The 12,384-nt window shown below is 74.0% G+C and carries 13 protein-coding genes; 6 read left to right on the top strand and 7 right to left on the bottom strand.

Annotated features, from left to right (window positions below; genetic code table 11):
• The first annotated feature begins 204 nt into the window (after positions 1–204).
• Both ACGFNI_RS21900 and ACGFNI_RS21895 read left to right on the top strand, forming a co-directional pair.
• Entirely contained in the window at positions 205–1,545 is a 1,341-nt protein-coding gene (locus ACGFNI_RS21900; RefSeq protein WP_393686132.1) for a transcriptional regulator, read from the top strand.
• A 64-nt stretch (positions 1,546–1,609) separates the two neighbouring features.
• Positions 1,610–2,140 carry an NUDIX hydrolase gene (locus tag ACGFNI_RS21895; RefSeq protein WP_393686130.1) on the top strand — a complete coding sequence of 177 codons (531 nt, stop codon included), beginning with the start codon at positions 1,610–1,612 and terminating at the stop codon, positions 2,138–2,140.
• Between the two features lie 55 nt (positions 2,141–2,195).
• Here the strand turns inward: ACGFNI_RS21895 and ACGFNI_RS21890 are convergent, their stop codons facing one another.
• Positions 2,196–2,453: a hypothetical protein gene (locus tag ACGFNI_RS21890; protein WP_393686128.1), complete on the bottom strand. Its 258-nt coding sequence runs from the start codon at positions 2,451–2,453 to the stop codon at positions 2,196–2,198.
• Positions 2,454–2,863: 410 nt separating this feature from the next.
• The gene (locus tag ACGFNI_RS21885) at positions 2,864–3,733 is read right to left on the bottom strand and encodes a 3-hydroxybutyryl-CoA dehydrogenase (protein WP_393686126.1); all 870 of its coding nucleotides are present in this window, start codon (positions 3,731–3,733) and stop codon (positions 2,864–2,866) included.
• 234 nt (positions 3,734–3,967) lie between these two features.
• Here ACGFNI_RS21885 and ACGFNI_RS21880 point away from each other — a divergent pair, with 234 nt between their 5' ends.
• On the top strand, positions 3,968–5,230 hold the full coding sequence (locus ACGFNI_RS21880) for a glycoside hydrolase family 10 protein (protein ID WP_393686125.1): 1,263 nt from the start codon (positions 3,968–3,970) through the stop codon (positions 5,228–5,230).
• 133 nt (positions 5,231–5,363) lie between these two features.
• Here ACGFNI_RS21880 and ACGFNI_RS21875 read toward each other — a convergent pair whose 3' ends face one another.
• Positions 5,364–5,567, bottom strand: coding sequence for a DUF1918 domain-containing protein (locus tag ACGFNI_RS21875; RefSeq protein ID WP_393686123.1), 204 nt, complete (start codon positions 5,565–5,567; stop codon positions 5,364–5,366).
• 201 nt (positions 5,568–5,768) lie between these two features.
• Complete coding sequence (locus ACGFNI_RS21870; protein WP_393686122.1) at positions 5,769–6,800, bottom strand: DMT family transporter; 1,032 nt, start codon at positions 6,798–6,800, stop codon at positions 5,769–5,771.
• On the opposite strand from ACGFNI_RS21870, the gene ACGFNI_RS21865 reads away from it, so the two are divergent.
• From ACGFNI_RS21865 to ACGFNI_RS21855, 3 genes are all read left to right on the top strand, one after another.
• The gene (locus tag ACGFNI_RS21865; RefSeq protein WP_393686120.1) at positions 6,799–8,283 is read left to right on the top strand and encodes a PLP-dependent aminotransferase family protein; all 1,485 of its coding nucleotides are present in this window, start codon (positions 6,799–6,801) and stop codon (positions 8,281–8,283) included. The two genes, ACGFNI_RS21870 and ACGFNI_RS21865, sit on opposite strands and share 2 nt — an antisense overlap.
• An 88-nt stretch (positions 8,284–8,371) precedes the next feature.
• Positions 8,372–8,824, top strand: a complete 453-nt coding sequence (locus ACGFNI_RS21860; protein WP_393686119.1) for a GNAT family N-acetyltransferase — start codon at positions 8,372–8,374, stop codon at positions 8,822–8,824.
• 178 nt (positions 8,825–9,002) lie between these two features.
• On the top strand, positions 9,003–9,950 hold the full coding sequence (locus ACGFNI_RS21855; RefSeq protein ID WP_393686117.1) for a hypothetical protein: 948 nt from the start codon (positions 9,003–9,005) through the stop codon (positions 9,948–9,950).
• Positions 9,951–9,983: 33 nt separating this feature from the next.
• Here the strand turns inward: ACGFNI_RS21855 and ACGFNI_RS21850 are convergent, their stop codons facing one another.
• From ACGFNI_RS21850 to ACGFNI_RS21840, 3 genes are all read right to left on the bottom strand, one after another.
• Positions 9,984–11,351, bottom strand: a complete 1,368-nt coding sequence (locus tag ACGFNI_RS21850; RefSeq protein ID WP_393686116.1) for a bifunctional folylpolyglutamate synthase/dihydrofolate synthase — start codon at positions 11,349–11,351, stop codon at positions 9,984–9,986.
• An 89-nt stretch (positions 11,352–11,440) separates the two neighbouring features.
• A complete protein-coding gene (locus tag ACGFNI_RS21845; RefSeq protein WP_393686114.1) occupies positions 11,441–11,887 on the bottom strand; it encodes a TIGR03618 family F420-dependent PPOX class oxidoreductase in 447 nt (148 codons plus the stop codon).
• 85 nt (positions 11,888–11,972) lie between these two features.
• Positions 11,973–12,365 carry a hypothetical protein gene (locus tag ACGFNI_RS21840; RefSeq protein WP_393686112.1) on the bottom strand — a complete coding sequence of 131 codons (393 nt, stop codon included), beginning with the start codon at positions 12,363–12,365 and terminating at the stop codon, positions 11,973–11,975.
• Positions 12,366–12,384: the final 19 nt, after the last annotated feature.

Raw genomic sequence — 12,384 nt, 5'->3', positions numbered from 1 at the left:
GGCGAAACGGCCGGTGCGCGCCCTCACCCCTTTCCACCGGGACGGCTCAACCGGCCCGCCCCGCACGGCAGTTGCGCGGTTCCCTTCACACCCCGTGTGAAGCGCGGTTCACTACCCTGACGGCACGGAGTCAGTACGCCGACTGGAGGCATCCAGTCATGAGTCGCCGGCCCGTGGGCGGGCCCGGCTCACCGGGAGGCCGGCATGGAGCCCAACACTCTGCTCGACGCGATCCTCGACGAGGCGGGCATCTCGCACGCCGGGCTCGCGGCGCGCATCAACCATCTGGGGCGCAGCCGCGGCCTCGCCCTGCGCTACGAGCACACCGCGGTGGCCCGCTGGCTGAAGGGCCAGCGCCCGCGCGGCCAGGTCCCCGACCTGATCTGTGAGGTACTCGGCGACCGGCTGCACCGCGCGGTGGGCCTGGACGACATCGGCCTCAGCCGCCCCGGTGCGGGCCACGCCACCCCCGACACCCCGCTCTCCGGATTCGTCGAGCGGGCCACCGCGCTGTGGCGCTCCGACGAGCAGCAGCGCGCGCACGTCGTGGACGCCCCCGCGCTGACCGGTACGTCCGCGGTCATCCCCGTCTGGGAGTGGGAGAACCCGCCGGAGGACTCCGACGTCTCCCGGGACGGCGTGGCGCGGGTCGGCATGGCCGACATCGAGATGCTGCGGGCCGCCAGGACCCACTACGAGCACCTGTACCGCAAGGCGGGCGGCGTCGCGACCAGGACCCGCATCGTCGGCTTCCTCAACACCGAGGCCGCGCCGCTGCTGCGCGGCAGCTACAGCGACGCGACGGGGCGCCAACTGCACCGCGCCACCGGCGGCTTGGTGGCCGTCGCGGGCATCTGCGCCTACGACTCGGACGCGCTCGGCCTGGCTCAGCGCTATTTCCACCAGGCCCTGCGGCTGGCCAAGGCCAGCGGTGACCGCGGCCTCGGCGCCTACATCATCGCGCTGCTCGTCAACCAGTCCCTCTTCGTACGGGAGTACCGGCAGGCGGTGGCCTTCGCGGAGGCCGCGCTGCGGGCCGCGGGGCCGCAGATCACCCCGGCGCTGAGTGCCGACCTCTACGCCATGCAGGCCAAGTCCTACGCCAGGCTCGGCGACGGCGCGGGCGCGCTGGCCTGCATCCGGCGCGCGGAGACGGCGGCCGAGCGGATCAGGCCGGGGCTCGAACCGGTGGAGACCGGCTACGTCCAGCCGGGTCTGGTGAACGTACAGGTCGCGGAGGCGTTATTGAGCCTCGGTGATCTGCGGGCCGCACGGGAGCAGGCGGACGCCGCCGTGGACACCCCCGCGCACGACCGCGGCCGGGTCCACCGGCTGGCCATGCTCACCCACATCGAGCTGCGCCAGGGCGACGCGGAGCGGGCGGCGGCCAACGCCGCGCAGATGACCGAGCGGGCCAGGGGAGTGGAGTCACAACGGTTGCGGGACCGGCTGCGGGCGGTGCGCGAACATCTGGCGGAGACCGGTAGCTCCGCGACGGACGCGGCGGCCGATCTCATCGACGAGGTGCTGCGCGTACCGCTGTAGGGGCGACCCTGCCCTGACCCGGGCCCGTGTCACCTTGCCGGACAACCGCGGAAGGTGGCAGACAGTGCGTTGGAACAATCTCGCGGAAGAGACCGTGTACGAGAACCGTTGGTTCCGGGTCAATCTCGCCGATGTGCGGCTCCCCGACGGCCGGCACCTGGATCACTACCTGATCCGGATGCGGCCGGTGGCGGTGGCCACGGTGGTCAACGAGGCCAATGAGGTGCTGCTGCTGTGGCGGCACCGCTTCATCACCGACACCTGGGGCTGGGAACTGGCCGCCGGTGTCGTCGAGGACGGCGAGGACATCGCGTCGGCCGCGGCTCGGGAGATGGAGGAGGAGACCGGGTGGCGGCCGGGACCGCTGACCCATCTGCTGTCGGTCGAGCCGTCCAACGGCCTCACCGACGCCCGGCACCACATCTACTGGTCGGACGAGGGGACCTATACCGGGCCGCCCGAGGACGGCTTCGAGTCCGACCGGCGGGAGTGGGTGCCGCTGAAGCTGGTGCCCGACATGGTGGCGAGGGGAGAGGTGCCGGCCGCCAACATGGCGGCTGCCCTGCTGATGCTGCACCATCTCCGGCTCGGCTGAGCCCCGGCCCGCCGCGGGCCCGGCAGGCTGTCGCCTGCCGGTGCCTGCCGAGCGGTCACCTGACCAGGACCTGCCAGACGGCCACCGCGAGCGCCGCGATGCCGGTGAGCGCGGCGAGCGAGGGCAGTGGCCAGCGTCCGCTCTCCAACTGCGTGACGCGGGCCTGGAGTTCGCCCGCGTCACGCTCGTACTGCGCGGAACGCTGGGCGAGCAGCGCCAGTTCGCCGTCGACGCGGGCGGTGCGCACGTCTAGGCAGCGCCTCAGCTCCGCCACATCGGTGGCTACCAGCTCGGGCTTGGGGTGGGCGGTCACTTTCCGCTCCTCTTTCCGTCTCCGGAATCGTCCGTGTTATCCGTACGACACCAGTCAACTGCCCAGGAAGGAAAGGCGGGAGCGTGTGCGGAGGGGCAATGGGGGTCACCGGCGCACACCCCGTGTGAAGTGACGGAGAGTGAGTTCCGGGGCGGAGCAGGCCGGTTCACGCGGGGTGCGAACCGCGCGCTCCGGGTTGGCCGTTTCACACGCTTTTGCCGCCGCCCGTACGGTAGTTGACTCGAAGGTGCCACGGGGGGAGCGGCCGGCGGACGGGCGCCCGCCGGCCGCTGTCCGCCCGCCGTCCCCCCGAGCGGCGGGCGGACGCCAGGTCAGCTCCGGGCGTGCAGCCGCCACGACAGCGCGACGGCCCGCGTCCCCGAGGGGAGCGGGCCGTCGCGGCGTGCGGCTCAGTACGCGTAGAAGCCCGAACCGGACTTCCGGCCGAGGCGTCCCGCGTCGACCATGCGGGCGAGCAGCGGGGGAGCGGCGTACAGCGGCTCCTTGTACTCCTCGTACATCGAGGCGGCGACGGAGGAGACGGTGTCCAGACCGATCAGGTCCGACAGCTTGAGCGGACCCATCGGGTGCGCGCAGCCCAGCTCCATGCCGCGGTCGATGTCCTCGCGGCTGGCCATCCCCGACTCGAACATCCGGATCGCCGAGAGCAGGTACGGAATGAGCAGCGCGTTGACGACGAAGCCCGACCGGTCCTGGGCGCGGATCGCGTGCTTGCCCAGCACGTCCTGCACCAGCGTCTCGGCGCGGGTGATGGTCTCCTCGGCGGTGGTCAGCGCGGGAATCAGCTCGACGAGCTTCTGCACGGGCGCCGGGTTGAAGAAGTGGATCCCGATGACCTGGTCGGGGCGGGAGGTGGCGACGGCCAGCTTCACCAGCGGGATCGACGAGGTGTTGGATGCCAAGATCGCGTCCGGCCGGGTCACGACCTGGTCGAGAACCTGGAAGATCTCGGTCTTGACCTGCTCGTTCTCCACGACCGCCTCGATCACGAGGTCGCGGTCGGCGAACTCTCCGAGGTCGGTGGTGAAGTTGAGTCGGCCGAGCGTCGCATCGCGCTCCGCGGCGGTGATCTTGCCGCGTTCGGCTGCCTTGCCGAGGGAGTTGGTCAGGCGGGTGCGACCCAGCTCCAGGGCCTCGCCGGTGGTCTCGGCGACCATGACGTCCAGCCCGGCGCGGGCACACACCTCGGCGATGCCTGCGCCCATCTGGCCGCAGCCGACCACTCCGACGCGTGCGATGTCGGTGAAAGTGTCCGTCACCTCGTGCCTTTCGCTGATCTTCAGGACCGGCGGCGCGTCGCAGGAGCCCGCCTTCACCCGCGCAGGCCGGGCTCGGGTCGCGAGCTGATCCGGTCGGGGGCAAAGGCGGGCTCCAAAGGGTTCCGACGACCGCCTCGCCCCCGACGTTACTCCGAGCGGTAGGAGGCACCGGGCCCCGGGGCGGGCATTCTGACCTCGAAGAATGGGATGAACCGGACAAGTTGGGGGCTTTTCATGAGACGAATCACACGCCGGGGGTTCGCGGTGGCCGCACTGGGCGCCGCCTCGTCGCTCCTCGTCGAAGGAGAGGCGACGGCCACCGGGCGCACCGGCCCCGGGAAGATCCACCGCGCGCTGCGCGGCATGTGGCTGGCGACCGTCGCCCGCCGCGACTGGCCGTCGGCGCCCGGCCTCGCGCCCGCCGCCGCGCAGCGCGAACTCATCGCCCACCTCGACACCGCGGCCGACCGCCGCCTCAACACCGTCTTCTTCCAGGTGCGGCCCACCGCGGACGCCCTGTGGCCCTCGCCGTACGAGCCGTGGTCGGACTGCCTCACCGGGCAGCAGGGCCGCGACCCCGGCTGGGATCCGCTCGGCTTCGCGGTCCGCGAGGCCCACCGCCGCGGCCTGGAGCTGCACGCCTGGTTCAATCCGTACCGGGTGGCAGGCCACACCGACCGCGCTCTGCTGGCCCCCTCCCACCCCGTCCGCCGCCGTCCCGCCTGGGCGCTGCCGTACGGCGGCAAGCTCTACTACAACCCCGGGCTGCCCGAGGTCCGCCGCTTCGTCCAGGACGCGATCATGGACGCGGTCCGGCGCTACGCCGTGGACGGTGTGCATTTCGACGACTACTTCTACCCGTATCCGGTCGCCGGGCAGACCTTCGACGACGACGCGGCGTACGCGGCGCACGGCGGCGGCTTCGCGGACCGCGCGGCCTGGCGTCGGGCCAACACCGACCTGCTGATCCGGGAGCTGTCCGCCCGGATCGCCCGGCTCACCGGGACCGGCCGCCGGGTGCGCTTCGGCGTCAGCCCGTTCGCGGTCTGGCGCAACCGCGAGAGCGACCCGGCGGGCTCCGCGACCCGGGCCGGTGTGCAGACCTACGACGACCTCCACGCCGACACCCGGCGCTGGGTGCGCGAGGGCTGGCTCGACTACCTCGCGCCCCAGGCGTACTGGAACCTCGGCTTCGAGGCCGCCGATTACGCCGAGATCGTGCGGTGGTGGGCGCGGACGGTGGCGGGCACGGGCACGGACCTCTTCATCGGCGAGGCGCTCTACAAGGCGGGCGACCCGGCGCAGCCCGCCCCCTGGCAGGACCCCGCCGAACTCTCCCGCCACCTCACGTTCGCCGGCCGGTATCCGCAGGTGGGCGGCCACATCTTCTTCTCCGCGAAGGAGGTGGCTGCCGACCGGTCGGGCGCCATGGCACGGGTCGTCGCCGACCACTACGGGACGCCGGCGCGCCTCCCGGCGTCCCGGCCGCCCGGGTGAGGCGGCGCGCATCCGGGCAGCGCGAGGCCGCCGCTGCCCTGTGGTCCCGTCGCGGGTGCCGGAAAGGCCCCGCGCGGCGGGCGGCGGCGTCCGTGACAGTGTCAGGCGCGGCGGACGGGACGCGGGGGCGGGCCTACTTCATGGGGCCGGGCGGCTCTTCGTGCCGGACGGCCGCGTCGGGCCCCGGCGACACGATCGCCTCATGGCCGTCCTCGCCGCGGACACGGTAGGGAGGGGTGCCGTTCTCGCCCAGCACCTCGATGATCTTGACGACGTGGTCGTGCTGCCCGACGGTCCTGCCGTGCACCAGCAGCTGGTCGCCCGTGGTGGCGTGCATCAGGGATCCTCCCGCCTGGGATGGCCGGGTGGCCGAACGGCCGGCAACGCGACGGCCGGGCGGCACAACGGCCAGCGGATTACGGGCCGGGGACGGCCCGGACGGCGGTACATGCCGTTGCGGCAAGTTTACGTCCGGGGCCCGTCCGTGCATCCGGGCGACGGCACCGCCGCCCGCGCCCGCCGGGCCGCTCCCTGGCCGTCAGCCGCGGGAGCGCTGGGTCACCGCGATGCACGCCAGCACCGCACACGCCGCCACCGGGGCCGCGGGCGGCAGCCGCTCGCCGAGCAGCGCGACCGACCACACCAGGGTCAGCAGCGGCTGCGCCAGCTGCACCTGGCTCGCCTTGGCGACGCCGATGGCCGCCATCCCGCGGTACCAGACGACCATGCCGACGAAGGTCGAGCCGACCGCGAGCCACAGGAGACCGGCCACCGTGTGCGGCGTGAGCCGCAGCGGCTCGGTGGCGAGTGTGACGGCCGTGCCCGTCACGGTCACCGGCAGCGCGAGGACCAGCGCCCAGGCGATCACCTGCCAGCCCGGCATCAGGCGGGCCAGCCTGCCGCCCTCCGCGTAGCCCGCCGCGCAGACCAGCAGCGCGCCGAACAGGTACAGGTCGCCGGTGCTCGGCCTGCCGCCGCTCTGCTGCACCGCGAATCCGATGACGACCGCGGCACCGGCGAACGAGGCGATCCAGAACGTCCGGGAGGGGCGCGCCCCGGTCCGCAGTGCCGAGTAGGCGGCGGTGGTCAGCGGCAGCAGGCCGACCACAACGGCCGCGTGCGAGGTGGTCGAGGTCTGGAGGGCGAGCGTGGTGAGCAGCGGGAAGCCGAGAACGACCCCGATCATGACGATGGCGATGCCCGCCCAGTGGCGCCGCTCCGGTATCCGTACGCGGCACAGCGCGAGGCACACTCCGGCGACGGCCGCGGCCAGCACGCTGCGCAGCATCACCACGGTCCAGGGGCCCGCGCCCTCCAGGGCCCAGGCGGTCGCGGGGAAGGTGAGCGAGAAGGCGGCGACGCCGAGTGCGGCGAGCAGCGCGCCACGGCCGAAGCCGTGGCCCGGCGCGGCGGTCGGATCCACTGCCGCATCCACCGAGTCGTGTGCCGTGCCCTGAATCCCGGGGGCGGTGCGGCGTCCGGCGGTGCCGTCGGCCGGGCGGCCTGCCGGGGCCTCGGCGCCGTCGACCGCTATCGCGAGCGAGGCAGTAGCGCTATCGTTGTCTCTCATGTATGAGCGTAGCAGTGTCGCCGAACTCGCCACATCCCTCCGCCAAGAGGTGAACCGCTACTCATCGGGAGAGAAGCTGCCATCGAGCCGTGCGCTCGTCGAGCGGTACCACGTGAGTCCGGTGACGGTCTCCCGCGCGCTGGCCGAACTCGCCGCCGAGGGTCTGGTCACCACCCGCCCCGGCGCCGGTGCGTTCCGCGCCGAGCCGCACACCCGGTCGTCCCGGCCCGTCGACACCTCCTGGCAGGCGATTGCGCTGAGCGCCGAGGGCGCCGCCGACCAGGTGCCGCGCAGCGTCGACGCCGAGGGGGTGCTGGCGACGCTCGCCGTGCCACCGCCCGGCGTCATCGAACTCAACGGCGGCTACCTCCACCCCGATCTCCAGCCCGAACGCGCCCTCGCCGCCGCCCTCGCGCGGGCCGGCCGGCGCCCCGGGGCCTGGCGGCGCCCGCCCGTGGAAGGCGTGTCGGAGCTGCGCGCGTGGTTCGCGCGGGAGATCGGCGGGCCGGGCGGCGCGGTCGCCGCGAGCGACGTCCTGGTCACGGCGGGCGGCCAGAGCGCCCTGACCGCCGCCATGCGGGCGCTCGCCGCACCCGGCGCCCCGGTCCTCGTCGAAGCCCCCACCTACCCCGGCATCCTGGCCGCCGCCCGCGCGTCGGGGCTGCGCCCGGTGCCGGTACCGGTGGACGGGGACGGCATCCGCGCCGATCTCCTCGCCGAGGCGTTCCGGGCCAGCGGCGCCCGGCTCGTCGTCTGCCAGCCGCTGTTCCAGAACCCGACGGGCACGGTGCTCAGCGCGGAGCGGCGGCGGGACGTGCTGCGGGTGGCGCGCGCCGCGGGCGCGTTCGTGGTCGAGGACGACTTCGCCCGCCGGCTGGTCCATGAGAACGCGCCCGCGCTGCCGCCGACGCTGATGGCGGACGACGAGGACGGCACCGTCGTCCATGTCTGCTCGCTCACCAAAGTGACCTCGCCCAGCCTGCGGGTCGGCGCGCTGGCCGCCCGCGGCCCGGTCCGCGACCGGCTGCGCGCCATCCAGGTCGTCGAGAGCTTCTTCGTGTCGGGCCCGCTCCAGGAAGCCGCACTCGAACTGGTCGGATCGCCGTCCTGGAGCCGCCATCTCCGGCTGATATCACGGGAGTTGGCGGCCCGCAGGGATGCCCTGGCCACCGCCCTGCACGAGCTGCTGCCCGGCCTCGCCGCACCCGGCCCGGCGCGGGGCGAGGGGTACGGCCACGGCCTGCGCGTCCCGCAGGGCGGCTGCCATCTCTGGCTGCGGCTGCCGGACGGCACGTCCGAACCGGCGCTCACCGGCGCCGCCCTGCGCGCGGGTGTCGCCATCGCGCCGGGCCGCCCGTACTTCGCCGCCGAACCGCCGGCCCCGCACCTGCGCCTGGGTTTCGCGTCCGCCACCGGAGCGGCCGAACTCGCCGAGGGCGCCCGCCGGTTGGCCGCCGCCTTCGGTGAGGTCACCGGCGGCTGAGCGATGCGGGACGGTGCCGGCCCGCTGCCCCGCGCCGTCCCGCGCAAACGGCTCGACGGGCGCCCCGCGGATCTGCGAACCTCCCGGCATGAGCGCTCACCTTCCCGAAGGCTACGAGATCTCCACCGACCCGGCCCGCCTGGATGCGGACCTCATCCACCACTGGCTGTCCACGGACGCCTACTGGGCCCTGGGCCGCCCCCGCGCGAAGCAGGACCTGGCCATCGCCGGATCGCTCAACTTCGGCCTGTACGAGTCCGCTTCGGGCCGTCAGGCGGCGTACGCCAGGGTGGTCACCGACCACGCCACCTTCGCCTGGCTCTGCGATGTCTACGTCGGACGTACCGACCGCGGCAAGGGCCTCGGCGGCGCCCTGGTCGAGGCCGTCGCCGACCGCCTCGCGGCCTGCGACCTGCCGCGGATCACCCTGGCCACCACCGACGCGCACGGCATGTACGAGAAGGCCGGCTTCCGTGCCCTGGCCGCCCCCGAACAGTGGATGACCCTCGGTCTTGCCGACCCGGGCCCGCTCGCCGGATGAACCGGTGCCGGGGGACCGCCGCCCGCCTGCCCCATCCGGCCCAGCGGCCACCCGACCGGCGTACCCACCCACCTGACCTGCGGGAACGCCCCGGTCCCCGGCCCGGGGCCAGGACCGGGGCGGCCGGGGCGCCCACCACCGACATGCGCCCTGCGGACCGCCGCGTTCTGCTCGCTGTATGCAGATACGGCACGTCCTGCGGCACGCACCGGCGACCGGCGCCCTGGCGGCGTCCATGGCCCTGACCTGCGCGGGCCCCGCCCTCGCGGCCGGCGGCACGGACTCGGTGATCATCCAGCCCGATCCGGTGTCCCCCGGCGAGGAGTTCTCCGTCTTCGACGGCGGCCGGTGTCCGGGCGGGGGCGGCGAGGCGACGTTCGACGGCGCGGGCATCCCGAAGATGAAGCTGTCCATGCTCAGCAACCAGGTGGGCGGCACCGGCACCGTCCCGAAGGCCACCGAGCCCGGTACGTACACCGTGACGATCACCTGCGGAGGGGGCGGTGGCCACGACGGCTCCGGCTCCTGGGGCGGCGGTACCCACAAGCCGCCGAAGGAGCAGCAGGACGGCGTGGTCCCCAAGGGACAGCAGGACGTCCTGCCCCCGGACGCTTCGGGCACCCCGGACGGGAGCGAGGGCGGCGCGGGCGCGTACGGCCGCCAGGAGGCACCGGGCGGCGCACTGCCCGGTGACGGCACCGAACTGCCGGACGACGGCGCGGGGGACCTGGGGATGCCGCTGCCCGGCGACGGCGGGGCGGGCGCCGAGCCGCCCGGCTTCGGGACCGGTGCCGACGGCGGCCTCCCGGGCACCGGCACCGAGAGCCTGCCGGGGGAGCGGCAGGCACCGGCGCCCGGTTCACCCACCGTCCAGGCGGGGCCCACGGGCGCCGTGCAGCGGACCGTCGCCGCGGAATCCGGCCGGAAAGTGAAGCTCACCGGAACCATGAAGGTCGTCGCCGGGCACCAGGGCATGCCCAAGGGCGGCTCGAAGACCGGGGCGGGCGGCGCCACCGGCACCGGCGTGGGTGCCGCAGCGATGGGCGGCACCCTGCTGGCGGGCGCGGTCGGCTGGGGCCTGGCGACCGCTCGGCGGCACGGCACCCGCAGGGCCGGCCGGCGCTGACCCGATTCCCCGGGGACGTCGCCGCACTCCTCCTCAGCCCGGCGGAAGCCCCAGCAGGGTGCGGGCCTCGCCGACCAGGGCCAGCGAACCGATGACCACGATCAGGCCGCCAGGTCCGGTGAGCCGGGCCGCGTGCCGCAGCGCCGTGGATACGTCAGGGGCGCGGTGGGTGTGCGGGCGGCCGGCGACGCAGCGGGCGAGGTATTCCGGGTCGGCTGCCGGCGACGATCCGGTGACGGTCACCAACAGGGGCCATTCCGCGGGCAGTTCGGCCAGCATCTCGGCGGCGGCCTTGGTCTCCTTCGTCGCGAAGACCAGGACGGGAGCACGTCCCGCGTCCGCCATCCGCCGGACCTCCGGTATCACGGTCGCCACGCTGTGCGGATTGTGCGCCCCGTCCAGGAGGACCGAACCGGACCAGTCGTCCAGCCGGGCGGGGCGCACCAGTTCCAGCCGGCCGGGCCACGTGGTGGCCGCCAGGCCCTCCCGCAGCCGGCGCTCGGTGAAGCCAGGCACCAGGCCCCGCTCGCGCAGCGCGTCGATGCCCGCCACCGCCAGCGCGAGATTGCGCTCCTGATGGGCGCCGCGCAGCGGACAGGGCAGGTCGCGGTGGGTGCCGAGCGGGGTGCTCACCTGCGCCACCGTCCGCTGCGCCGGGGCCACCGACGAGGGCCCGTCGCCCGCCTTCGCCTCGTACGCGGTCCCGGGCACGGCATCGGCGGCACCGGCCGTGACGCGGATCTCCTCGCCGAGGCGCCACACCGTCAATCCGCTGTGGTCGGCGAGCACGTGACGCACCATCTGCTCGGCCTCCGGCGGCAGGTCGCCGAGCAGCACGTGGTCGCCGTCCCTGACCACCCCGGCCTTGGCCCAGGCGATCTGCGCGTAGGTGTCACCCAGCATGTCGGTGTGGTCGAGCGCCACGTTGGTGATGACCTTCACGCCGAGGTCGAACGAGTTCACCGCGGTGTCCCGCCCGCCGGCGCTGGCCTCCATCACCGCCAGATCGATGCCGACCCGCCGGTAGTGCATCACCGCGGCGGCGGCCCGGAGCGCGGGCGCGTCGAGCGGCTCGCTCAGCCGCCGGGCCGCGGCGTCGACCTCGGTGTACGCGGCGGTGTAGGCGGAGCGCGAGACCGGGACGTTGTTCACGCGGATGCGCTCGGTGGAATCCTGCAGGTGCGGGCCCGGCATGCTGCCGACCCGCAGCCCGCAGGCGGCCAGACCCGACACCGCGAACGCGCAGGTCGAGCCCTTCCCGTTGGTCCCGGCGACCAGCATGCCCCGCAGCTCCCTGCCGGGCCGGTCCAGCGCGTCGAGCAGCGGGGGAAGGTAGTTCTTGACAGGTAACGGCGTCGCCCGGGGGCCGGTCGTGAGGTTCTCGGCCTGCTGATAATCCATGGCACGAGATCATGCCGCAGGCCCGGCCGCGGACCGGCGTCGCGGTCACCCGTCCCGGCCGGGGCGGCCTTGCGGAGGTGGACGGCAGGTCAGGGAGCGGGGACGGGGCCGCCGGGCCGGAACCGCTCCACCCCGACGATGTGCCGCACCTTGACCGGGCGCACGACCACCGCGACCCGCTGCTCCCCCGGCATGATCCACTCGAACCGCTCGCTGCCCAGGTACTTCCGGGCCAGCCGGTCCATCCGGTCGTGCGCTTCCTGGCCCTCGATGAAACGGGCCACCTCACCGCTGATCTGTACGCGGTCGAAGGGATCGGCGGCGTCCGCGTGCGAGAGGTAGACGCGGGGGTCGCGGCGCAGGTTCTCCTCCTTCACCCGGCCCACCGAGGTGTTGAACGTCAGCTCCCCCTCGCCCTCCAGGTCCACCCACATCGGGCTGACCTGCGGCGCTCCGTCGGCGAACACGGTGCCGACGTACCAGATGTGGGGGGCTTTCAGCCGGGCGCGGACAGCTTCGTCGAACGTGGAAATCATCCGGGGAGGCTACCAACCGTGATCGGGTTCCACGGATCGGGGGAACCGTGGAATCCGGCGGGTGAAGCCGGGACGGGGGAGCGCCCTAATCCTCGGCGGAGCCGGGGCGCCGCCGCCGTCCCGTGGCGCGGCGGGGCGCGAGCTGCCGGAGGGCCAGCGCGCCGAGTGCCAGGCCGATCCCGATGGCTCCCCACACCGCCGGGTTCTCCTCCACCCACATACGGCGGTCGCCCGCCATGCCGAGGGAGCCGAAGAGGCGGCCGTTGCGCCCGGGTACCAGGCAGGCCAGCGCGAGGAACGCCACGCAGCCGACGGCTGCCGCGCCGGTGCCGCGCACCCACTGCCGCCCACCAGGACCGAGACCGGCCACCCAGCGCCACAGGGGATCGCCCACGAAGACCGAGGCGGCGGCACCGAGGACGACGATCCAGGACAGCTTCGTGGTGTGCCGTTCGGACATTCTGGCTATGAAGGACATCGCGGCAAGGCTACGGCAC

This window comes from Streptomyces sp. NPDC048644 (assembly GCF_043199105.1).
In the GTDB taxonomy this organism is placed as follows: Bacteria; Actinomycetota; Actinomycetes; order Streptomycetales; family Streptomycetaceae; genus Streptomyces.
Note: the sequence above shows the minus strand (reverse complement) of the source record. Positions and strands in the feature narration are given on the sequence as shown.